General features: G+C 34.0%; 23 protein-coding genes, 1 tRNA gene and 2 pseudogenes. 8 read left to right on the top strand and 18 right to left on the bottom strand.

The genetic code is table 11. From position 1 onward, the window contains the following. Positions 1-8: 8 nt before the first annotated feature. The 3 genes from rsmH to bshC form a co-directional block, all read right to left on the bottom strand. Positions 9-944: a 16S rRNA (cytosine(1402)-N(4))-methyltransferase RsmH gene (gene rsmH / locus FGL66_RS03280; RefSeq protein WP_180810182.1), complete on the bottom strand. Its 936-nt coding sequence runs from the start codon at positions 942-944 to the stop codon at positions 9-11. Between the two features lie 18 nt (positions 945-962). Next, a complete protein-coding gene (gene mraZ / locus FGL66_RS03275; RefSeq protein ID WP_180810181.1) occupies positions 963-1,394 on the bottom strand; it encodes a division/cell wall cluster transcriptional repressor MraZ in 432 nt (143 codons plus the stop codon). Positions 1,395-1,539: 145 nt separating this feature from the next. Further along, the gene (gene bshC / locus FGL66_RS03270) at positions 1,540-3,153 is read right to left on the bottom strand and encodes a bacillithiol biosynthesis cysteine-adding enzyme BshC (RefSeq protein ID WP_180810180.1); all 1,614 of its coding nucleotides are present in this window, start codon (positions 3,151-3,153) and stop codon (positions 1,540-1,542) included. Positions 3,154-3,284: 131 nt separating this feature from the next. On the opposite strand from bshC, the gene FGL66_RS03265 reads away from it, so the two are divergent. After that, the gene (locus FGL66_RS03265; protein WP_180810179.1) at positions 3,285-3,728 is read left to right on the top strand and encodes an N-acetyltransferase; all 444 of its coding nucleotides are present in this window, start codon (positions 3,285-3,287) and stop codon (positions 3,726-3,728) included. 134 nt (positions 3,729-3,862) lie between these two features. Here the strand turns inward: FGL66_RS03265 and FGL66_RS03260 are convergent, their stop codons facing one another. After that, positions 3,863-3,994 carry a beta-class phenol-soluble modulin gene (locus tag FGL66_RS03260; RefSeq protein WP_180810178.1) on the bottom strand — a complete coding sequence of 44 codons (132 nt, stop codon included), beginning with the start codon at positions 3,992-3,994 and terminating at the stop codon, positions 3,863-3,865. A gap of 537 nt (positions 3,995-4,531) precedes the next feature. Between FGL66_RS03260 and FGL66_RS09920 the strand changes: the two genes are divergently transcribed. Further along, positions 4,532-4,603, top strand: a complete 72-nt coding sequence (locus FGL66_RS09920; protein ID WP_180810464.1) for an alpha-1/alpha-2 family phenol-soluble modulin — start codon at positions 4,532-4,534, stop codon at positions 4,601-4,603. A gap of 329 nt (positions 4,604-4,932) precedes the next feature. Here the strand turns inward: FGL66_RS09920 and FGL66_RS03250 are convergent, their stop codons facing one another. After that, complete coding sequence (locus FGL66_RS03250) at positions 4,933-6,678, bottom strand: accessory Sec system protein Asp2 (protein WP_180810177.1); 1,746 nt, start codon at positions 6,676-6,678, stop codon at positions 4,933-4,935. A 489-nt stretch (positions 6,679-7,167) separates the two neighbouring features. Between FGL66_RS03250 and FGL66_RS03245 the strand changes: the two are divergent. The 5 genes and pseudogenes from FGL66_RS03245 (at position 7,168) to FGL66_RS03225 (ending at position 10,739) form a co-directional block, all read left to right on the top strand. Further along, positions 7,168-8,151: pseudogene (locus tag FGL66_RS03245) on the top strand (transposase). Positions 8,152-8,421: 270 nt separating this feature from the next. Then, entirely contained in the window at positions 8,422-8,748 is a 327-nt protein-coding gene (locus FGL66_RS03240; protein ID WP_308413118.1) for a DUF4352 domain-containing protein, read from the top strand. Positions 8,749-8,773: 25 nt separating this feature from the next. Then, on the top strand, positions 8,774-9,247 hold the full coding sequence (locus FGL66_RS03235) for a hypothetical protein (RefSeq protein WP_180810176.1): 474 nt from the start codon (positions 8,774-8,776) through the stop codon (positions 9,245-9,247). 3 nt (positions 9,248-9,250) lie between these two features. Beyond that, a complete protein-coding gene (locus tag FGL66_RS03230; RefSeq protein ID WP_180810175.1) occupies positions 9,251-9,604 on the top strand; it encodes a DUF3969 family protein in 354 nt (117 codons plus the stop codon). Positions 9,605-9,692: 88 nt separating this feature from the next. Beyond that, positions 9,693-10,739 (top strand): annotated as a pseudogene (locus FGL66_RS03225) (tyrosine-type recombinase/integrase). Between the two features lie 52 nt (positions 10,740-10,791). Here FGL66_RS03225 and FGL66_RS03220 read toward each other — a convergent pair. Continuing rightward, positions 10,792-10,865, bottom strand: a tRNA-Arg gene (locus FGL66_RS03220). 283 nt (positions 10,866-11,148) lie between these two features. Between FGL66_RS03220 and FGL66_RS03215 the strand changes: the two genes are divergently transcribed. Beyond that, positions 11,149-11,595, top strand: a complete 447-nt coding sequence (locus tag FGL66_RS03215; protein WP_180810174.1) for a VOC family protein — start codon at positions 11,149-11,151, stop codon at positions 11,593-11,595. A 176-nt stretch (positions 11,596-11,771) separates the two neighbouring features. On the opposite strand, the gene FGL66_RS03210 is transcribed toward FGL66_RS03215, so the two are convergent. The 12 genes from FGL66_RS03210 to FGL66_RS03155 all read right to left on the bottom strand — a co-directional run bounded on the left by FGL66_RS03210 (position 11,772) and on the right by FGL66_RS03155 (position 24,055). Continuing rightward, positions 11,772-12,980, bottom strand: coding sequence for an MFS transporter (locus tag FGL66_RS03210; RefSeq protein ID WP_180810173.1), 1,209 nt, complete (start codon positions 12,978-12,980; stop codon positions 11,772-11,774). Positions 12,981-13,433: 453 nt separating this feature from the next. Beyond that, a complete protein-coding gene (locus FGL66_RS09915) occupies positions 13,434-13,496 on the bottom strand; it encodes an epsilon family phenol-soluble modulin (protein WP_374757677.1) in 63 nt (20 codons plus the stop codon). 34 nt (positions 13,497-13,530) lie between these two features. Beyond that, complete coding sequence (locus FGL66_RS03200) at positions 13,531-13,668, bottom strand: beta-class phenol-soluble modulin (protein ID WP_180810172.1); 138 nt, start codon at positions 13,666-13,668, stop codon at positions 13,531-13,533. Positions 13,669-13,863: 195 nt separating this feature from the next. Next, on the bottom strand, positions 13,864-14,364 hold the full coding sequence (locus FGL66_RS03195) for a YfcE family phosphodiesterase (RefSeq protein WP_180810171.1): 501 nt from the start codon (positions 14,362-14,364) through the stop codon (positions 13,864-13,866). Continuing rightward, positions 14,361-14,945: an XTP/dITP diphosphatase gene (locus FGL66_RS03190; RefSeq protein WP_180810170.1), complete on the bottom strand. Its 585-nt coding sequence runs from the start codon at positions 14,943-14,945 to the stop codon at positions 14,361-14,363. Before FGL66_RS03190 ends, FGL66_RS03195 begins: the two co-directional genes overlap by 4 nt. A gap of 13 nt (positions 14,946-14,958) precedes the next feature. Next, positions 14,959-15,756: a glutamate racemase gene (gene racE / locus FGL66_RS03185; RefSeq protein ID WP_180810169.1), complete on the bottom strand. Its 798-nt coding sequence runs from the start codon at positions 15,754-15,756 to the stop codon at positions 14,959-14,961. A gap of 142 nt (positions 15,757-15,898) precedes the next feature. Then, the gene (gene sdhB, locus FGL66_RS03180; protein WP_180810168.1) at positions 15,899-16,708 is read right to left on the bottom strand and encodes a succinate dehydrogenase iron-sulfur subunit; all 810 of its coding nucleotides are present in this window, start codon (positions 16,706-16,708) and stop codon (positions 15,899-15,901) included. Further along, positions 16,708-18,474, bottom strand: a complete 1,767-nt coding sequence (sdhA, locus tag FGL66_RS03175) for a succinate dehydrogenase flavoprotein subunit (RefSeq protein WP_180810167.1) — start codon at positions 18,472-18,474, stop codon at positions 16,708-16,710. Before sdhA ends, sdhB begins: the two co-directional genes overlap by 1 nt. 33 nt (positions 18,475-18,507) lie before the next feature. After that, positions 18,508-19,119, bottom strand: coding sequence for a succinate dehydrogenase cytochrome b558 subunit (locus FGL66_RS03170; protein ID WP_180810166.1), 612 nt, complete (start codon positions 19,117-19,119; stop codon positions 18,508-18,510). A gap of 166 nt (positions 19,120-19,285) precedes the next feature. Beyond that, complete coding sequence (gene uvrC / locus FGL66_RS03165) at positions 19,286-21,076, bottom strand: excinuclease ABC subunit UvrC (protein WP_180810165.1); 1,791 nt, start codon at positions 21,074-21,076, stop codon at positions 19,286-19,288. Positions 21,077-21,315: 239 nt separating this feature from the next. Then, positions 21,316-21,630, bottom strand: a complete 315-nt coding sequence (gene trxA / locus FGL66_RS03160) for a thioredoxin (RefSeq protein ID WP_180810164.1) — start codon at positions 21,628-21,630, stop codon at positions 21,316-21,318. Positions 21,631-21,706: 76 nt separating this feature from the next. Continuing rightward, positions 21,707-24,055: an endonuclease MutS2 gene (locus FGL66_RS03155; RefSeq protein WP_180810163.1), complete on the bottom strand. Its 2,349-nt coding sequence runs from the start codon at positions 24,053-24,055 to the stop codon at positions 21,707-21,709. Positions 24,056-24,064 lie beyond the last annotated feature (9 nt).

Raw genomic sequence — 24,064 nt, 5'->3', positions numbered from 1 at the left:
CTACTCCTTTATTTTAATATTTCTGCAACACGCAGCTTGGCACTTCTCGCTCGGTTGTTGTCTAACAAGTCTTCTTCACTCGCAACAATCGGTTTTCTATTCACACGTTTTAATTTCGGCGTATACGCTTCTGGAAGAACAGGAAGCCCTCTCGGTACATCCGGCCCCTTCTCATACTCTTGAAACATTTGTTTACACAATCGATCTTCTAATGAATGGAACGTAATAACCGAAATACGTCCACCTACTTTCACACGTTCAATCGCTTGTTCTAACGCATCTTCAAAAGCTGCTAATTCATCGTTCACTGCAATACGAATGGCTTGGAATACACGTTTCGCCGGATGCCCTCCCGTACGTCTTGCTTTTGCTGGAATACCTTCTTTAATACATTCCACAAGCTCCAACGTTGTTTGAATAGGGCGTTCCGTACGTTTAGATTCAATTTTACGCGCAATTTGCTTTGAAAACTTTTCTTCTCCATAACGAAAAAAAATCTTGACCAATGCTTCATATGACCACTCATTCACAACTTCATATGCTGATAATGGCTGTGTTTGATCCATTCGCATATCCAATTTAGCATCATGATGATAACTAAAGCCACGCTCTGGCACATCTAACTGTGGACTAGAAACACCTAAGTCATATAAAATACCGTCCACTTTATCTATATCTAAATCATTCAATATTTCATTTAAATATCTGAAGTTACTATGGACAAAAGTCACTTTATGCAATTCATCTCTTAATTTTTCTTTTGCATTCTCAATTGCTGTTGTATCTTGATCAATTGCGATTAGACGCCCTTGATCAGATAATTGACTTAGAAGATACAGAGCGTGTCCAGCACCACCTAATGTACAATCAACATATATGCCATCTTCTTTGATATTCAGTTGATCTACCGTTTCTTTCAGTAACACACTAACGTGATGGAACACATCAACCTCTCCATTCTATTAAAAATCAAAATCAATTAAATCTTCGGCAATCGCTTCAAAATTCTCTTCAGATTCATCGTAAAAATCATTCCATGTTGCTCTATCCCAAATCTCAATACGATTGGAAACGCCAATGACTGTACACTCTTTCTCCAAATTGGCATAAGCTCTTAACTTAGCTGGAATATTAATACGTCCTTGCTTGTCTATTTCCACTTCAATCGCACCAGAGAAGAACATGCGCATAAACTTTCGTGCATCACGTTTTGTCATAGGTAAGGTTTTCATTTTCTCTTCAATGGTTTGCCATTCTTCTAACGTGTAGCCAAACAAGCATTTATCAAGGCCTCTTGTGATAATAAAACGTTCATTTAAATCATAACGAAACTTAGATGGAACAATCATACGTCCCTTAGCATCTAATTTGTTTTCATATTCACCCATGAACAATTTTATATCACCTCACCTTATTTATAATTTACCACATCTCACCACTATCCTCCACTAATTCTATAAAAATCATTAAAAATTATGTTGAAAATAAAAAAAGAGCGTAATTCGTAAATAACGAATCACACTCAAAATACTGGTGTTACTATATTTGAACAACAATTTGATCAAAAGTGTAACGAAGTGGAGGGAAAGTGTGGGATGCATACATATCAATCCCATTTTCATTCAATAATTGTAATGGATTCCAAATCCTTTCCTGTAAACCACCCATCGGATGAAGTGTATGTGTCAAAACTTTAAAATGTCGCATACTCACTTCATTATCTTTTGCAATATTATTCAAATATCGTGTTTTTAGATATTCATATTGATAGGTTTGAATGTCATGATTTTTCTTTAATAAATTACGATTATCTTCTGTATCTGACATTTCTTGAGCTAACACATCATAAAACTGATGCTGTTGTGTGAGCATATTATCAATTTGTTGTAATACCAAATCAGAGGCATGACTACGAATAAAAGTAGCACGTGCTGCTTCAACCCCTTCAGAAATTACATCTTCCACATTCAAATCATACATATCAAGCAATCTCTTAACTTGTGCAGATACATAAGTCATACGCATACGCGGCAAAACAATTGGCATTTCCACATCAAACAAACGTAAAACTTCTTTAAGTTCGCCCCAGTATTTGATTTCACTAGGTCCACCAATAAAAGCAACTGTATTAAAAAGCCACTCTTGCATCAAAGGCCTCGTCACAACATTGTTTGAAAAAAGTTCAGGCTCTTGTTCAACCAATGTCAACAAAGTCTCCTGCGTATAGCACTTTTCACTTTTACTTAACTTGTAGTTACCTGCTTCATAATTCAACAATTGACGTTGCCCTTCTTCATGTAAAAAGAGATGTACATTTGTATGAGTATGTATCATCTTTGTAAGACCTGCTTTTTCCACTTGCTGTTGTGTACGGCGAAAAGCTTTATCCACTTCATCATGACGCTGTACTAATTGTTTGAGTATTGGTTTTTCAACTTGTCTTAACGCCTTGCATTGTGCATCAATCATTAAAATACCATGTGAACCGAAACATCGTTGTACTATTAACTTAAACAAGTCAACCCATGTCTCTGCGCTATCAATAAAATGCTCTATCTCTTCAATTAATGATTTGGAATACACAGTTTCAGGTAGTGCTTCAAAAAACTGTGTTAATGCATTATGTAATGCTTCTCGATCAGGCACATATCGCGATACTGTCGTTTCAGGTGGCGTTAATGTGTGATATTTCACTTTTTTCAATGTACCTGTACGTTGTTGCATAGTATATGCATGATTAACTTCTTCAAAGTCATGATCTTCTCCCGCAATCCAAAATACAGGTACAACACGCGCATCGTATGTTTGAGAGAGCTCCTTTGCTTTAGTAATGATAGATAATATTTTATGAAATGTATACAAAGGACCTGTAAAAAGTCCCGCTTGTTGCCCACCAATAACAACTTTTGCACCATCTGCTAAAGCATTAAGGTTTTCTTGCTGTTCTTCTGTTAATGATACATCAGACATATATGCACGAATTGCACTCGCAACAGCTTGTTCCCTCCCATTATTTGGCGAAGTCATGCGTTGGTCGTAACTTTCACTCGAATTAGGGTCAAACGCATAAAATTTTAAAATTTGGGCATTATGATTGGTATATTCCTTTATAAATGAATCCTTTTCATTGACTGTAATATTTAAACAATCCATGCTCATTTCTCCTTAAATCGTATTCGTTAACAGTATAATATTTAAGCAAGCATCTGACAATTTAACGGCTTACTTCAATAACATTATTAATTGCGATATAATATAGTCAAATCAATAAGGGGGGACTGCACATGGCTAAAGTGACACATCTTGATATTAATTATAAGACTGAAGAACTATTTGAGGCATTCCGTAAAGATTTTGGCAACAAAGATCTTTATATGGTTGATGAATTACACGGTGAAATGATAGATGCAAGTTCTGAGTCACCATTTTATGGCATCTACGTTGGCGAAAAAATCGCAGCACGTATGGCACTCTATCGTAAAGGAGATGTAGAAGAGACGTATTTCCCAGACTATGAAGATTATTTAGTAGTTTGGAAATTAGAAGTGCTCGAAAAATATTGGGGCAAAGGGTATGGTTCTGACTTACTGGCATTCGCCAAATCGTTTGGACATCCTATTAAAGCAATTGCACGATTCGAATCTAAAAACTTCTTCATAAAAAATGGGTTTACAGATTTAGAAGCTAAAAATGATGATGGACACGATATTTTAATTTGGACACCTTAATATAAGTCGTTTATAAACGACTTAAAATCAAAACCATCATACTCCAAAATATATCATCAGATCATAAATAAAAAGCTAGGGACACGGATAAATTCCGAGGCCTAGCTTTTATAGATAATATGAAAGGTTAGCAATTAACCGAAGAAACCAATAACAAAGTCGATACCTTTAGCAACAACGTCAGCAATACCTGTCCCCATTGTTACCCAGTCTTGATCTAATCCTGCTTGTACTGTATCCTTAATTGCGTTGATAATTTCTGACATGTGTCAATACACTCCTTAAATTAAGAATTTTCAAAACCAAGCATGTTACGATGCGCTTCGTTTTGTTAACTTTATTGTATCTCAACCTTGTCAATAAATGTTCAATATTTCTAAACTCTTCTTTTTCAGTGCCTAACTGTTAAAATTGAAGTTAATATCAAACATTTGAGATGCACAACTGTTCCTAACATACTTTAAAATGCTGTCATATCATTTTCAAATATGCGCAGTACAAAAACACTAAAAAGAGAATAATAGCAGACTAAATCAAAATATATTGATAAGCTACACTCTTTCTCTCCATCTAATGCATATAATCGAAGTGTAATTTTCTTGTATTTGCTCTAATTTTTTATAGCAACTTATAAGGAGTCCTAACACTTTATAATTCATGCATCAGCTATGACTGCCCAACTGTTAACTCCACTTACAGATCAAACAGTTTTGCATTAAATTTGATAAGCTATGCATAAAGTCACAAAATACGGTTTATTCTCTTTAAACTATAAGTAATTCAAACAAAGAGGAGGCGTACTCATGACTTGGGCAAGTATTATTCTCGGTATCGTTAGATTAATTAAAGGCTTAGTAGACACATTTAAAAAATAATCTTTACTTTTGTGGTGAGATAGCATATGCTGTCTCACCTTTTTTGGTATACAAAAAGCGCTGATGCCTTATAATTTGAAGTATTAACACCTCAAATATAAAAAAGATATCGAGCGCCTATATATCATAGCATATTAAAATTTCTTAAAATACCCTGATATTCAAGTTATGAATAAAATATCGTTATGACTCATAAGCAACATGCCAATATGACTCTCAGTATTACCTTATAAAATTGAGTACTGTAATAAATTGAGAACTTATTAAACAGACATATACAAGCGAACTACTATCATTTACTTTTCATTCATAGTTTAACTTTCTCTAATCTAAAACTTTATATTCAACAACATTTTATTTAATATCATTAATTGTTCTGGTATTGTATTTCTCGAAACATCAGGATGTGCCTTTATATGTTCATCAACTTTATTTAATTTTACAATGTTATCCCCTTCAATTTTTGAGATATGTGAAAAATTAAAAGGAACATTCTCAGAACCTATTATATATTTTTCGCTTTCTGAACCAGTCTTTAGATATTCATTAATATTATCGCTTATATCTTCTTTTCTTAAACCTTTAAGAAAATGTTCATCTCTCACATTATATTCACCCAAACTGATAATTGGATCAACAGCTAAACATTTTAAATCTAATTTTGAACCATAGTACAATGAACCCGTACCACCTTTAGAAGCACCGTATAATACAATATCTTCTTTATCAATATTGAGTTCTTCTTTAACTCTCATAATGGCATTCGTAATATCATTTTCAAAAGTTTCATTATTCACAGAGTTAATATAATGTGAACCGTGAGAAAGGTTTAAATCCATAATTCTCATAGTATATACATTTTTGACTAGACTTCTTTCAATTCCGTTAAAGAATTTAGTGAACATTCTGTTAGTCATTAAATAACTATCATATACTTCAACGTTTGGCATACATGGAAATATAACAATCAATTTTTTATCAATAGAACTTTTATTTTCTTTACGTTCTACAGGTTTATCTAAAGTATAAAAAACATCTCCTTCTTGATACAAATCATTCCTTTTCCACAATTCTTTAATATATTTACGTTTATAAAGTTTGGATACACCATCTTTATGAAAATATAAAATATAGTCATTTTTAAGCAATTCTTTATATAAACTGTAAATTTTTTCATTTCTTCTAGACATTTGAATGATGTTTTTTTCTGAGTTTAAAATAACTTCAACTGTTTTAGTGTGTAAGAGTTCTAATTCGTCATCAATAAAAATTCGTTGGACACTTCTTGCCAAATCATCTGCCAAACTGTTGCAATTTTTATATGTAATATTAACCAATTCATTTAAAAATTTATTATAAAACTTTTTCTCATAATGTAAATAATATGGTCCCCATATATGGTTTTTATCTAACTTAAAGTGAGTATTGGTCATATCTAGTACTTCAACATCGAAATTTTTAACTATATAATCGTCTAATTTATCCCATACCTTATTCATAGATTCGAAATCTTGTAAAGGAATGTTCTGTTGAGTTCTTAATTCAGTTAAAGTAGTTCCATCTGTGAAAGTATCTGTAAATCTTCCTTTAACTAAAATAACTTTACAGCCTGTTACTTCATTATTTATAAATTCAAAAAATTTATGTATAGCTCGACTCCAAATTTCAAAATACTGACCAAAATCATCATTTATATTTAATGTTCCAGATGTGTCTAATTGGTTAATACCTTTAAAGTTGGAGTTGTTTGTTATATAGCTATTATCTTCAATTTTCAACAATCCAAATTTCACATCTGGATCGAGATCCATTAATAAATATTGTGGTTTTTCTTTTTTTAAAGTTTCCAAAAAACTTTTGTCAAATTCTCTTAATAATAAGTTTTGAACATAATTAGTCTTATTTATAAATGATTCTGTAACTTGTAATTCGAGTTTATCTGACATCAAACTCGGAATGGCTGTTTGATTTTGATGAGCAATAACATCAAAAAACAACTTATAATATGGGTTAATTTTAGAGTTAAAATTATCTCTTGTAATGCAAGATCCAATTGTAGCAACTTTGATAGTCATTATATACATCCTTTACTCGCTTTTGTTTTATTATAATTTAATTAAATAATTCAAACAACAAAAAACATTAATCTTATACAATTGTTATAAAATAGTGCCCTTATCTCCTTAGGATAGAAAATAATGAATCCAGTTTACTCTTTATATCTTCAATTGTTAAATTAAGCGTAACACCTCACGATTAAATACTTCATGGGGTGTTTGCCAATGTAATCATTTATGAGATCTAGTGTTAACCTTATGTATAAATACTTTTATTTGTTCATTAGAAATGTAATATTAGTACTTTTAATGATATATTCTTGAATTAAATCGTTTGTATTTTCGTTCATTTTTCTTTGAAAAGGAAAATGAGATAGAGAACCTAAATTCATCATACTAAGAAGTAAGATAAAAAAAGATTCTTCACCTTTTTTGTATACAAAAAGCGCATAGGTCTCTATAATTTTAAGTGCCTTAAACCCAAATTAAAGGAGACATGATACGCCTATGTGTAATGATATATTAAAACGACTTAAAATAAAAGACAAAAATATACAGGTGGTAGATGTTCAAGACGATGTTGAAGTACGGGGGCAGCTTTCCACAGTCATTTATGGCACACTTTCATATACACCCCAGTGTTGTGAAAAATGTGGGCATAAGAATGAGGGACACATTCATAAACATGGTAAGCGTATATCTCGTTTAACGTTGTTAAAATCTCAAGAATCCTATGTTTATTTTAATATAGCGAAACAACGTTATAAGTGTCAGTACTGTCAAAGCACCTTTACAGCTTCTACAAATATTGTGTAAGAGAACTGTTTTATTACCAATCGTGTGAAACTGGCCATTCAAGACAAGCTAACACAAGTGCGTTCTGAAGTTGATATTGCGAAGGATTGTTGTGTGTCTCCGAGTACTGTGAAACGATGTATTCACCAAACAGCGCAATCATTGACGGTTCAACCGTCATCTCACTTACCTCAAAATATATCAATAGATGAGTTTAAGCGTGTCAAACATGTCTCTACAGCTATGAGCTTTCTTTTTATCAATAATGAAACCCATCAAATCATAGATACATTAGAAGACAGACGTATTCATCAACTCAAAGCCTATTTTTATCGCTTTGACCGTCGAGAACGATTAGCTGTTAAAACAGTTACTGCTGATATGTATGAACCCTATATTCAGTGTGATTGGTTACGCTTTAAAGAAACATGACTAAGTGTTGAGAAGAAAAAGGTATCTCGTGGTGTCTGGCGTTTCATCCGATTTTATAAAAAATACTTACCCATTATTCAATCAACAATTAACAACCCACAATTCAATAATGGGAGTATTGAAGGGATCAACAATAAAATCAAGTGAATTAAACGCGTCTCGTATGGCTATCGAAATTTTGATAACTTCAAAGCACGCATACTGTTGATTTTCAAGCTGTATCAACGCCCTGTCAAGGATAGGCTCACACGTTATGTTGCTTAAACGTTACGTAGTAATAGCTAGAACGATCTATTGTGTTGCCGTATGTATTTAGTATCATGAAAGCATCGTTTCTATTGCGAGACTCCTTGCAGAATGAGCCGAAGTGAGAAATCCAGAAACGCTTCTAAATCCTTCAAATTAAAGCGTTTATGAGTTCGAACGAGGCCTGCAGGAAAGCGAGCAATCAAGAAACGATGGGACTTAAAAAGCATACACCCCCATCAAGAGTGTACGCTTCGACATATCTAGCTATTTCTACGTATATAAATTATCATAAAAATAAAACTAAGTACTTTTAATGATCTATCCACCACAGAAGATGGACAGCCAAAAGTTCTTAAAGTGGACATGACTGTAAAAAACAATTCTGATGAAGAGATTCCTGTTGGCGGAGACGTCAAAGTATACGTTGATGGTAAACAGGCTAAATCGTACCCAATTAATGACCAACTACTTAATTCTTTATCTCCCGGAAGAGAAATCAGTGGCTCTGCAGGATTTGCGATTAATGGGGAATTTAAAAAGATAGAACTAGAATTCCAACCTTTAACATCTTTATCTAGCAAACGATACATCTATGAAATTCAACCAAATTAATGTATATAAAAGGCGGACTTAAACTATGAAAAATAAATTCATCATCTTTTTAACAGTTATATTTGCTTTTACCTTTGTAATTTCACCTGTTTCAGCTTATGAAGAAGAAAGTATAGATTCAATTGGTTATGAAAACCCATATATTAATGACTATGAAATGGATTCTATGTCAGAATATTACGTAGAAGAAAATAATATTCAAACTAGATCAATTGCCCCTCTAGTCAAATATATAATAAAAAACGGGAAAACATTGTACAAAAGTATTAAGTATGCACCAAAGTATCCCAAAGGATTCAAAGCTGCAAAAGGTAAAACAACACATCATGTAGTTAAAAACAAACTACTATTAAATGACTTAAGAAAAATAGAAGGTGGTAAATGGGTAAAGGTTTACAAAGACGGTTATGTAAATGGGAAAAAGGTTTCTGTTCACTATTTCCAAAGTAAGTCAGGTCTTGTCTATAATGTTAAAACCAAAAATGGATGGAGTAATTAAAAAATGATTCTATTTGAAAATACCAGAGAAGTAGAAAAATTTGCATTAATTATAATGCAAGGTTTATTTTCTCAAATAAATAAGGGATTAATCAGCATTGAAAATGCAGAACATGTATTTTTTACGCCTCATACAATATTAGAATTAGAAAAACTAGATGTTGATCAGTCTATCATCGAGTTGATCCACCTTGGCACAGAACTTGAAGATTTAGAAGACTTCAACATTTCAGTTAAAGAAGAAACGGATAAATTTCTTGCACAAACAGAACAACTCTTAATCAACTATCAAGATATTGAATTCACTGAAAAAATATTGACCGATTTAAACATAATGAAAAAAAATACAGATGCATAATTTAAAAATATACTGGGTAGCCCGCCTACCCTATATATTTTTAAAATGCAATCAGAACATACGTTCTCATTTCAAAGGAGTGATACACATGGCTTCGTTCACAGTATCAAAAAGGAAAAATAAAAATCAGCTAGTTGGCAGTATGATGTTAAACATCCCTCTTTTAAATCTGGCAAAAAGAGAAAGTCTGGTTTCAAAACTAAAGCAGAAGCAACCAATGCAGCACAACAACTTATTCGTGAGTTGGAAGATGGTAATTTCATCGAAGACAATAAGACTTTTTCAGACTATTATAATGAGTGGCTAGAAGTAAATAACAAATTTACATTATCAAAAAAAACAAATTTATTGGTATAATCGAGCATTGTTTTTATTTCTACAACATTTTGGAGAGCAGATTAAAATTAAAGACATTACTCGAACGGAATACCAAAAATTCATTACTAGCTATTCGGAAGGCAGAACGACCGAAACGGTAAGAAAGGTAAATAACTTGCTGAGAGCTTGTTTAGAGGACGCTGTTTATGATGGTTATTTAAAAAAGGCCCCCACTTACAAAGTTAATTTTAAAGGGACTAAAGTGGCAAAAAAAGAGCAAGCAAAGTACATGACTATCGATCAGTACGAAACATTATTGAACTATCTTAAAAATAAACACGAGAAAAGCTCCATTCTACTTTATTTACTTGGCATAACTGGTGCTCGTTTTTCAGAAGTTAATCAATTAAAGTATGACGACATAAGCCTAAAAGACAACACAATCCATTTGTACGGTACCAAAACCGAAAACGCAGACAGAATTGTAGAAATATCAAAAAAGTATATCATTCTAATAAATAAACATTTACTAAAACCCCCAAAGAGAAGTGATGGCAAAATCTTTATGCTTTCACATACAGCCGTTAACAAGATTTTTAAAAAGTTGAAGGTACAATTTAACATATACGAAGAAGTAACACCGTATGCTTTAAGACATACACACGCGTCATATTTAATCAGCAAGGGTATTCCAATTGAATACATTAGCAAAAGATTAGGTCATGCAAACATTGCGATAACTTTAGAAATCTATACTCATCTTCTCGATGAGCATAAAAAAATGCAAGGTCAACGTGTCAGAGAATTATTTTCTTGACACTTATTTGACACTTGCAAGCTCTAAACGTTGATATATCAACGTAGTTGAACGTCCTGGGAGGGATTCGAACCCCCGACCGATGGCTTAGAAGGCCATTGCTCTATCCAGCTGAGCTACCAGGACTTTTTAACACAAAATTTATTATATCTAATCATAATCAATAAATCAACATTGTAACCCAAAAAATTATGCACTTTTAATACATAGCGAGAAATATTATACTCTTTTAACATAAAGAATTAATAACACGGTAGTCAATAATTATAAATAGAATTATATTACATCTAAAACTGATAAAGATGCTCTATCATTTGAATTGTTGTATTATCCTCTTAAATAGTTGTTTGACATATTCTTTAAATTAAAAGAAAATGTAAAAGGAAATTACAAAAAGGAGATACATACTATGACTACACTTTATCCCTATTTATCATTTAATAATACAAAAGAGGCTTTAGAATATTATAAAACTGTATTTGGTGCAACCGACATTAAACGTTTACCTGTATCAAAAGAACAGGCAAGCCATTTTGGTTTGGATGAAATTCAAGCAGAAAATGCTACGATGCATTCTGAATTTGTTATCGGTGGTGCAAAGCTCCATGCCTCTGATTCTTTTGGTAAACCCGATCTATTAAATGGGGCCATTTCATTGATGCTTGATTATGATATACATAATCAAAAAGATGCTGATGAAATCGAAACATTGTATGAACGTATTAAAACACATGATACAATCACCATCGAATTACCTTTTGAAACACAATTTTGGGGTGGGAAAATGGGTGTTTTTACAGATAAGTACGGTGTAAGATGGATGCTGCATGGCAACGATGTTGAAAAAATGAAGTAATAACGTTTATAAAAATAAAGTGGTGTGTAACTTTTATAAGCATACACGCCACTCTACAGTTTTAAACGTATTAACTTACAATTCTAAGAACACATTAATTGACTAAAAAGAACTTATAGTTTTATCTTCAATAAATGAGAATCCATTATTATTTTATAAACAATAATTAATTATTACTATCTTACTGTTTTACCTTTTTCTCTTAACATTAATGATGCTACAAATCCAACAATAAGTAATAATGCCGCAAGATAAAACCCTACTGCCATTGATCCTGTCAAATCTGTTAAAAACCCTGTGATGTATGGTGCTAAAATTGAAGCACTCATACCAATGAAATTATATACACTAAATGATGTGCCTAAAGCATTTCTTGGTGCATTATCTGCAACAACAGCAATTAAAACGGGATTGGTGCTAATTTTGCCGACTATACCATACCCTATTAATGCTATGTAGAGAATAGCTAAATTATCAAAAAACACTATGGAAGCCGTAAAAACAAATGCTAACGGTAACATAATCATTAACACGGGTTTTCTACGACCTAATTTATCTGACAGCCAACTAAAGAATAATGAACCCGGAATAGCTGCCCACGGTACAAGTGAGGCAACAAAAGCAACTTGTGCACCGTTAATTCCTCGCTCTGATTCTAAATAATAAGGTAACCAAGTAATAATCATAAAAAATCCATAAATAGAGCAGAATATAATAATATAAGCTAAAATTAAATTCCTATTTTTAAATAAAGCAGATATTCTAAAAGGCTCCATGCTTTCATCTTGTTGTACTTGTTTTAGTGGACGTTCTTTAATAACTTTATACATTAAAAATGCTACGATAAGAATTGGAACGGCCATAATATAAAATGGCATTCTCCAACTCATGCCCATCTCAGAAACTGTAATACTTGAAATAAAATAACCAATTGATGTTCCAAAAGCCATACCACTATTGATTAACGCACTACCCAATGTAATATTTTTTTCTGGTATAGCTTCTGAAGATAATGCATACTGTGGACCATAAAACATCCCCTGGGCTAAACCTACGATAACCCATGCTATGACAAATAAGAAATAACTTGGCATCAAACCCGTAATAACCATGAAGAGACCAAAAATTAAAAAACTCGGCAATAATATTTTTTTACGCCCAATTTTATCACCCATAATACCTGATGGAATTTGTGTAATTGTATAACCAATAAAAAACAAACTCATAATTAGGCCTAATTGCGCATTATTTAAAGTGAATTCTGTTTTGATATCGCCCATTATAGGGTTTAATATTGTACGTGCCGCATAAATCACTAACCATCCTAATGTAAAGACTGCAACAAGTTTCATCCAATAATGACTATTGACTTTACTGTTATTCATAACAATTGCTCCTTTAATTTACTTTCATTCTAAGTTTAATGTGTATAAAGGAGACATGCATTGACAAACTTTCCAATTTTCATACTGCACTTTAACAGTTTTAAACAATTTTAAATATTACATATAACATCTAATCCAATTCTATATTTATATCATCATCAAGCATACATAAAAAAAGAGCTGTTACATCGGTAAATATAGCAATGCTATACTAGGATGTTCTCGCTCTTTTATGCCAAAAAGTATGTAAGCTATTAATATTGTATGATTTATAATTAAATTTACATAGTATTAAACCCCTAGTAACACTATAACTTGTATTTAAAAAATGAAATAACATTCATCATCCTTATCAAAATTTTCATTTCTCCTATAAATAGACATTTGAGATTTATAAAAGCAACAAGCAAGTGCCTCTTTAATGAGTACACTTGCTTGTTAGACTTTTATTTATTATTTGTTAAATAAACCTTTAAAAAATTCGATTGCTTTTTTAATTAGGTTGAAAATAAACATACTGTCCACCTCCATCATTGAACTTTATTTTCTTCTAACCTAAACCTAAGATGCTTGTTAATAAACCGATGCCTTGTTCTACTGTACCTACAATTGATGTTCCTAATTCTGTCCAATCATGGTTGATTGCTGAAGTAACGATGCCACTAATTGATTCAAATAATTCTTTCATTTTTAACACCTTCCTTTGATTTGTTATCTATATCTTAACACCACTCATTTACTATTTTATAAAAATGACGTAACTTATTGTTTTTTATACTTAAATGTTATAATACCATATTAAAAAGGACAATTAAGCATTGAATTGAATGCCTAATTGTCCTTTAACATTTTATTTTTTATTATCAAATAATAACTATAAACTTTATTCATCTATTATGATGCTTTGAATGATTTGGTGATTTCTGTTTCTAAAATGAATAACATTTTCTTCGCCTAATTTAAGTTCAGCATATGTCTCTTCAAGGTTACTACGAGATTGAGAAATGCTACCTGGATTAATAACATGTACCCCTTTAATTTTTTCATATTTTGCGATATGTGTGTGACCATATAAAGCAATTTGCGCACCATGATGTAGTGCTTGATTTACAAGTTCTGCTCTTGATGTATTGACACCAAACAAATGGCCATGTGTAAAAAATATATGAATATCGTCAAAATGTGCGATATCACTTTCTAAAAACTCTGGATAAAAATCCATATTACCTTTCACACGTTGATATAAACTTAATTCTGTATCATGATATTCAAATTCCGAGTCTCCTAGATGAAAGAAAGCATCTGCATCATTATGTTGTGTATAAACATCATACAAAATACCTGCTTCTGAATGATTATCGCTGACAATAATAAATTTTTTCATATATGATCACCTTCAATAAATGCACGTAATTGCTCAATAGCTTTACCTCTGTGACTCAACTCTGCTTTTTCTTCAGGCGTTAATTGTGCCATCGTTTTACTTTTTTCAGGAATATAAAAAATAGGATCGTAACCAAAACCATTTTCACCAATACGATTTAATGTGATTTCACCTTCAATGGTGCCTTTAAATGTATGTGTATGTCCATCAACATCTGTCATACTAATAACGCAAACAAAACGTGCGTCACGCTCTGTGTGATCTCCTAACTTTTCCAATACTTTATCAATATTAGCTTCATCATTTTTTGTTTCTCCTGCGTAACGTGCAGAATAAACGCCGGGTTCACCATTTAATGCTTTAACTTCTAGCCCACTATCATCGGCTATAACACGTTTACCTAACAATCTTGCTGCGGCTTCAGATTTAAGCTTTGCATTTTCTTCAAATGTTGTTCCAGTTTCATCTACGTCAAAGTCCTGTATCAATTCATTAATTCCAATCACATTATCATCTGAAAAAATAACTTTAAAATCATTAATTTTCCCTTTATTTCCTGAAGCAATTACAATATCTGCCATCTTCTCTTTCCTCCTATGTCAAAACAATTCGCTCAACTTCTATATTCATATTTAGCCATTCTTTAATAATGTATGTCATATGATGGACTTCTCCATTCGCAAAAAAGCGATGTTTAGGTCGAGGTGTATAATGTGCATGTTCATGACTAAATGTTAAAAGTGCACTGACTTCACGTGCTGTTTCAAGCCCTGATGAAATAACTGCTTTTTGCTTATCAAAATAATCATTAATAGGTTGATATAATAATGGATAATGCGTACAACCTAATATCACTGTATCCGCATCAGATTGCCGCCACTGCTTTAATGTTTGGTGTATGATAATGTTCGTCACCGTGGGATCTTTATACTTCATTTCTTCCACAAGTGGCGCAAATGCTGGACATGCTATCCCTCGTACTTCTACATGTGGGTTAATTCGAGTGATTTGATGACGATACGCTTCTGACTTTATTGTCCCTTCTGTTCCAAGTACAAGTACTTTTTGATTTTGAGTTGTCATAATAGCCGTGCGTGCGCCGGGTTCAATAACGCCAATAACCGGTATTTTTAGCTGTTGTTGTAAAGATTCCAATGCCACCGCAGTAGCTGTATTACAAGCAATCACTAGCATTTTAATATCAAATTGTGTCAAATACTGTGCCATCTGAATGGTAAACTTTTTCACTTCTTCGGGGCTTCTTGGGCCATATGGACATCGGCTTACATCACCCAAATAATATATCGTTTCATTGGGTAACTGTCGCATAATCTCTTTTGCAACAGTAAGACCTCCTACACCTGAATCCATTACACCTATTGGTCTTTCCATGGTCTTCATCCTATCCTATAAGTTTCTTAAACTTTATTTTATCATGTACAGTAGATGACATCTAGAAAGTTGGAATTGAAACAGGTAACTAAAAAGCAAGGTTAGTGCTTCTACTTCTACACTAACCTTGCTTTTCAATAATCTAGTCAACTAAATGATCTGAACCAAAGAATGATTTAAACATATGGAATGATGTCTCACGATTTAATGCAGCAATTGATGTTGTCAAAGGAATACCTTTTGGACAAGCTTGAACACAGTTTTGTGAGTTACCACATGCTTGTAAACCTCCCATGTCCATTAATGCATTTAAACGTTCATCTTTCGTCATAGAACCCGTTGGATGCAAGTTAAACAAACGTACTTGTGAGATAGCTTGCGCACCAACAAAACTATTATTACGTGTAACGTTTGGACACACTTCTAAACATACACCACATGTCATACATTTTGATAATTCATAAGCTGTTTGGCGTTTTTTCTCTGGCATGCGCGGTCCCGGACCTAAATCGTATGTTCCATCAATCGGTACCCATGCTTTCATACGTTTCAAATTATCAAACATGCGTGTACGATCCACTTGTAAATCACGTATCACAGGGAATGTACTCATAGGTTCTAAACGAATCGGCTGTTCGAGCTGATCTACAATCGCCGAACATGACTGACGCGCTCGACCATTAATCACCATCGAACAAGCACCACATACTTCTTCCAAACAGTTCATATCCCATGTTACGGGCGTTGTTTTTTCCCCTTTATCATTGTACGGATTACGCTGAATTTCCATTAAGCACGCAATAACGTTCATATTATCACGATATGGAATGACAAACTTTTCTTCATAAGGCTGAGATTGTTCGTCTTTTTGGCGTTTAATAATGAGTGTCACTGTTTTATTTGCGTTGCGACTTGATTGTTGTTCAGCAACTTGTTCTCTTGTGTCTGCCATTATTTTTTACCCCCTTTTGACTTACTTGTGTAGTCACGTTTACGAGGTGGGATCAGACTTACATCAACAGGTTTATAAGTAAATGCTGGTTTTTCATGAGCACCTTTATATTCAGCTAATGTATGCTTTAACCACTCTTCATCATTACGCTCAGGAAACTCCGGTTTATAATGTGCACCACGTGACTCATTACGATTGTATGCACCGATTGTGATAACACGCGCAAGTACGAGCATATTCCATAACTGGCGTGTAAAGAACACCGCTTGGTTGCTCCATTGTGATGTATCTTCCATGTCGATATCTTCATAACGTCTCATAAGTTCGACAATCTTCTTATCTGTTTCTAATAAACGCTTATTATCACGCACCACCGTAACGTTGGCTGTCATAATTTCACCAAGTTCACGATGTAGCTTATATGCATTCTCAGTACCTTTCATATTCAACAACTTGTCAAAACGTGCTTGTTCTTCATCAACACGCTGTTGATACATGCTATCATCCATGTCTGAATATGTTTTTTCGATATTTTGTACATATTTTACTGCATTTGGACCTGCAACCGTTCCACCGTAAATCGCTGATAACAATGAGTTTGCACCTAAACGGTTACCACCATGCTGAGAAAAATCACATTCCCCTGCTGCAAACAGACCATCAATATTTGTCATTTGGTCATAATCAACATACAATCCGCCCATTGAATAGTGAACTGCTGGGAATATTTTCATCGGTACTTTACGTGGGTCATCTCCAGTAAATTTTTCATAAATTTCAATAATACCGCCAAGTTTAACATCTAACTCGTGTGGATCTTTATGTGATAAATCAAGGTATACCATGTTTTCACCATTAATACCTAATTTTTGATTCACACAAACATCAAAAATTTCACGTGTTGCAATATCACGAGGTACTAGGTTACCATAATCTGGATATTTTTCTTCCAAGAAATACCACGGCTTACCATCTTTATATGTCCAAATACGACCACCTTCACCACGTGCCGACTCTGACATTAGACGCAACTTATCATCGCCCGGAATGGCTGTTGGATGAATTTGGATAAACTCACCATTCGCATATTGTACACCTTGCTGATACACAATAGAAGCTGCTGAACCAGTATTGATCATTGAATTCGTTGTCTTACCAAAGATGATACCCGGTCCACCAGTTGCCATAATAACAGCATCTGAGCCGAATGATTTAATTTCTGATGTCGTAATATTTTGTGCAACAATACCACGTGCTGCATTCTCATCATCTTTAACAACACCTAAAAATTCCCAACCTTCATATTTTGTAACCAGTCCATCGACTTCAAAACTACGCACTTGCTCATCTAATGCATATAACAATTGTTGTCCTGTTGTTGCACCTGCAAATGCAGTTCTATGGTGAAGCGTCCCCCCGAAGCGACGGAAGTCTAATAATCCTTCGCTCGTTCTATTAAACATAACACCCATACGATCAAGTAAATGAATGATCTTAGGTGCAGCTTCTGTCATCTTTTGAACAGGTGGTTGGTCAGCTAAGAAGTCACCACCATATACCGTATCATCAAAATGAATCCATGGTGAATCTCCTTCACCTTTTGTATTTACTGCCCCATTGATACCGCCTTGTGCACAAACTGAGTGAGAGCGTTTAACTGGAACAATCGAGAACAGGTCAACGTGTGCACCTTGTTCTGCTGCTTTAATTGTTGACATGAGACCAGCTAGTCCACCACCGACAACAATGATTTTCTTCTCTGCCATAAAATAGTCACTCCCCTGAAATGATTAAAACGCTTATACAAATGCTAAAATCGCACTTACACCGATGTATGAAACAACTAAGAAAATCACTAATGATACCCATGTGAAAATACGTTGTGATTTTGGTGATTGTAAAATACCCCAAGTTACTAAAAATGACCATAAGCCATTAGCAAAGTGGAATACAACCGCAACAATACATACGATGTAGAAAATTAACCAAAATGGATTCGATACGATGTCATGAATCATATCAAAATTTACTTCATGTCCAAATAACTTTTGGATACGTGTTTGCCACATATGCACCATTACAAAAATAAAAGTTAATAACCCAGATAAGCGTTGGAATAAAAATAACCAGTTACGCATATATGAGTAATGACCAATATTGTGACTTGCTGTAAATGCAATATGCACACCATACACTGCATGGTATAAAACTGGAATATAAATCATAACAATTTCCAAGGCGTACAAAAACGGTAATGAATCCATAAAGCCCGCCGCTTTGTTAAATGCCTCTACCCCCTGAGTGGCTTGGTGATTGACCATTAAGTGTACTAATAAGAATGCCCCTAATGGTACGACACCAAGTAACGAGTGTAGACGTCTAAGGTAGAATTGGTTCTTTGATTGAGTCAAAGGAAGTCCCCCCTGCGATACTTTTAATTTTTTGATTCCTTTTTAACTATTGCCCTTTAAATATAGAAAACGTTTGCATAACGTATTAAAAAAAGAAATCAACTCTCTATTATTGTAACACTAAATGTGACAAATTTGGGTATGAGAATGATTCTCATACCTAAATTTATCCATTTTCTTGATGAAGTGCTTGATGTAGATTTGTCGCTGTCTGATGAGGTAAACCTGCTGCTTGCAATTCTTCAATGGATGCTAGGCGCATTTTTTTAATAGAACCAAATGTGCGTAACAGTTTTGTCTTACGTTTTGGACCAATTCCTTCTACATTATCAAGTACAGATTGCATACCTGTTTTACGTCGTGTTTGACGATGAAATGTAATTGCAAATCTGTGCACTTCATCTTGAATACGTTGTAATAAATAGAATGCTTGACTATTTTTCTTCAATGGTATGATTTGGGGTCCATCACCATACAATAATTCTGCTGTCTGATGTTTATCGTTTTTAGCTAGTCCAGCAACAGGAATATCTAAACCCAGCTCGTTTTCCAGTATATCTATTACTGCAGACATATGACCTTTTCCACCATCTACAATAATTAAATCTGGAAGGGGTAATCCTTCGTTACGCACACGTGTATATCTACGGCGTACAACTTCTTGCATTGTTTTATAATCATCTGGTCCTTCCACTGTTTTGATCTTAAACTTGCGATAACTTTTTTTGTCGGGCTTGCCATCTATAAATGTTACCATTGCTGACACAGGATCTACACCTTGAATATTTGAGTTATCAAAAGCTTCAATACGGATAGGCGTTTGAATCCCCATCTCGTCTCCCAACTGCTCTATCGCTTTAACTGTACGTGATTCATCTCGCGCGATTAATTCAAACTTATTTTCCAAAGCAATACGTGCATTTTTATTGGCCAAATCTACCAGCTGTTTTTTCTGACCTCTTTGTGGCGTAAGTATCGTCGTATCTACAACAGAATGAATCATCTTTTTATCTAAAGTTTTAGGAACATGTACTTCTTTAGGAAGGAAATGTTGATTTAATTGATAAAATTGTCCAATAAATGTATAAAACTCTTCTTCCGGTGTCTGTTGTAATGGAAATACTGTAGCTTCACGTTCAATCAAATTGCCTTGACGTACAAAGAAGACTTGAATACACATCCAACCTTTTTCAACACTATAACCAAAAACATCTCGGATTGTTTGATCTGTTGACATGACTTTTTGTTTATTCGTTAAATTTTGGATATGTTGAATTAAATCACGATACTCTTTCGCTTGTTCAAATGCCATCTGTTCACTTGCTTGTTGCATACGCATTTCCAAGTTATGCAAAATCGTCTTATCTTCACCATTCAAAAAATCCGCAATTTCACGCGACATACGTGCATACTCTTCTTTAGCAACAGGATATACACATGGACCAAGACATTGCCCAATGTGATAATATAAGCATAAACGGTTGGGCATATGATCACACTTACGAAATGGGTAAATACGATCCAATAATTTTTTCGTCTCATGTGCAGCATAGGCATTGGGATAAGGTCCAAAGTATTTACCACTTCCTTTACGCACTGTACGAGTTACAACGAGTCTAGGGTGACGTTCCTTCGTAATTTTAATAAACGGATAACTCTTACCATCTTTGAGCAATATATTATATCGTGGTTGATATTTTTTTATTAAATTCAGCTCTAATAATAAAGATTCTGTTTCACTTGACGTTACAATATATTCAAAATCAACGATTTCCTTAACAAGGCGCGTTGTCTTTGCATCGTGCGAGCCTGTAAAATAAGAGCGTACCCTATTTCTTAATACTTTTGCTTTTCCAACATAGATGACTTGGTTTTGACGATCTCGCATGAGATAACACCCGGGCTCTTTAGGCAAGACAGCGAGTTTCTTTTTTATATTGTCTTTAACAGCTTCCAATCCTGTTCACCTTCTTTATCTCCTCTCTTCTTATTGACTTTCTATTTATTTCTTAGCCACTCACATTGATCAAACCACACGCTCACTTTCATCATTTTTCAAAGTATAAAAACAATAGCTTGCTCTCTAAAAATTCAGGGGCTCAAGACAATAGTTGTCTTAGCCCCCTTACAAAAACATTTGAATGCCATGTAACGTTAGTTTATCTCTTCATCTCATAACTTTTACTTAAATGTTTTTTATAAATGTTTGTCTAATACTTGTGCTAAATTTTCTTTTGGTTGAAAGCCAACTACTTTATCGACAGGTTCACCATCTTTAAAGACGATTAAAGTTGGAATACTCATCACTTCGTATTTTGCAGCTGTTGCTTGGTTTTGGTCAACATCTAACTTTAAGACATCTGCTTTACCATCATAGTCTGCTGCTAAATCTTCTAATACAGGCGCAATCATCTTACATGGTCCACACCAAGTTGCCCAAAAATCTACTAATTTTACGCCTTCTTTAATTTGTTCATCAAAATTTGTATCTTTTACTTCAATTAAAGCCATAAGTTATAGCCTCCTTCGATTCATTTTATGTCAAAATTATAACAAATAGATTTAGGGCTTTCACTTTTAATGCTCATTAGCGTAATGTCGCAACGGTCACACCAAACCCACCTTCACTTGGCATGCCCATACGATAATCAGCAACACTTTTATGACGTTTCAAATGCTGTTGCACCCCTTTTTGTAAGGCCCCCGTTCCTTTACCGTGAATAATATAGACATCTTCATAGTTACTTAATACAGCTTGGTCTAAATACTGATCGAGTGCTACCATGGCTTCATCATAGCGATACCCTCTCAGATCTAATTCCATCTTAACAGTAGAACGATTACTACGTGTCACCATCTTACTCGGTTGTTGTTTTGTCTTTTCTTTTTTCTCTAAATCTTTTAAAGGGAGTTTCATTTTAATAATGCCCATTTGTACGACTGCTTCTTCATTATCAAGAAGCTCTAATACTTCACCTTTTTGACCATATGATAATACTTTGACTTCATCACCTGCTCGAATTGTATCCCAGCGCTGTTTTTTAACTTCTTGTTTTAATGATTTTGCCTCGTATTGATCTTCAAGTTGTTTTTTCTTTTCAATCAGTTCATGTTCTTTAACTTCTGCACCTTTTTGATCTCGCATTTGGCGAAGTGACTTTACAATGTCATCTGCCTCTTGTGTTGCAGCTTTAACATATTGATTTGCTTTATCTTTCGCTTCTTCCATCAAACGTGATTCGTAATTTTGATATTTTTCATATTGCTGTGTTAAAGATTGATGAATATGTTCTGCTTCACGTACTAAACGATCTAAAGCAATACGTTGATCATCTACACGTTTTGTATTATATTCCAGTGACGCAATCATTTCATTAATTTCTTGTTCATCTTGACCGATCATCGTCTTTGCGTGATTGATAATTTTTAACCCTAATCCCAGACGTTTTGAAATTTCAAATGCATTAGATCGTCCCGGTACACCCATTAAAAGCTTATATGTTGGACTTAACGTATCTACATTAAATTCAACACTGGCATTCATAACACCTTCACGATTATAACTATATGCTTTAAGCTCTGGATAATGTGTTGTTGCCATTACAAGTGACCCTCGTTCACGAACATAGTCAAGAATACTCATTGCTAATGCTGCACCTTCACTAGGATCTGTACCAGCACCTAATTCGTCAAATAAAATCAAACTATGCGCACTCGCTTGATCTAAAATACTCACAATGGTCTTCATATGTGATGAAAAGGTAGATAAAGATTGCTCAATGGATTGTTCATCTCCAATATCACAGAAGACGTTATCAAATACACTCAATTGGCTGCCATCCAACGTAGGAATTAACATGCCTGACTGTGCCATGACAATAATTAACCCCAGCGTTTTCAAAGTAACCGTCTTACCACCTGTATTCGGACCTGTAATAATGACTGTTTGAATCGATTCTTCAAATTCAATCGTATTGGCTACAACAGTTTCTCGATCGAGTAACGGATGGAATGCTTTAGGTAAATAGACTTTTCTCTCTTTTGAAAAAGTTGGCTTTGTACCTTTTATTTTAGTAGCGTAACGTGCTTTAGCTATTAAAAAATCTAAATGTCCCATGACACTTTCTGAAACGAGACATGCATCAGCCTCCACTGCAACTTCTGCAGTTAACGTAGTCAATATGCGATTACGTTCTGCTTTTTCTTCACTTCTTAATCGGCTGATTTGGTTATTCATTTCAACGACTGATGATGGTTCGATATATAATGTTTGTCCAGATGCTGACTGATCATGCACGATACCATTAAAATCTTGTCGATACTCTGCTTTAACCGGAATCACATGACGCTCATTTCGCATCGTTACTAACGTATCAGATAGTTTCTTTTGGTTCCCCGTGGACTTTACGATGCGATCTAATTGCGCCTTAACACGCTGATTAGTACGTGAAATACGACTACGAATAGATTGTAATTCATAACTCGCCGAATCAAACAAGTCATGTGCATCACATGTTTGATGAATAGATTGATAGAGCGAAGTCAATATCGGTAGTCTATTCATACTCTCATCTAATATCTCATAATGAACAGCTTCTTCTTCCTCCACCATCTGATTATAAAATGTTTTGAATTGATTTTGCACTTGAATAAGTTGTTTAATCGTATTGAGTTCTTCTACGCTAAGCATACTGCCAATTTTTGCTCGTTTCACATACTGTTCAACACGAGATAGTCCACTTAGGCTTGGTATACGATATTGATTGTAAATTTGAGCGATTTCATCAATTTCTTCTATTTGAAACATTACAGTATCAAAGTCCGTTGCCGGTGCCAACTCTTGAACTTTGGCAACACCTAAATCACTGACAACTTCTTGTGCTAATAACGCTTTAACCTTATCGAACTCTAATATTTCTAAAGTTTTTTGTTTCATCCAATCCCT

The organism is Staphylococcus sp. 17KM0847, from assembly GCF_013463155.1.
In the GTDB taxonomy this organism is placed as follows: domain Bacteria; phylum Bacillota; class Bacilli; order Staphylococcales; family Staphylococcaceae; genus Staphylococcus.
Note: the sequence above shows the minus strand (reverse complement) of the source record. Positions and strands in the feature narration are given on the sequence as shown.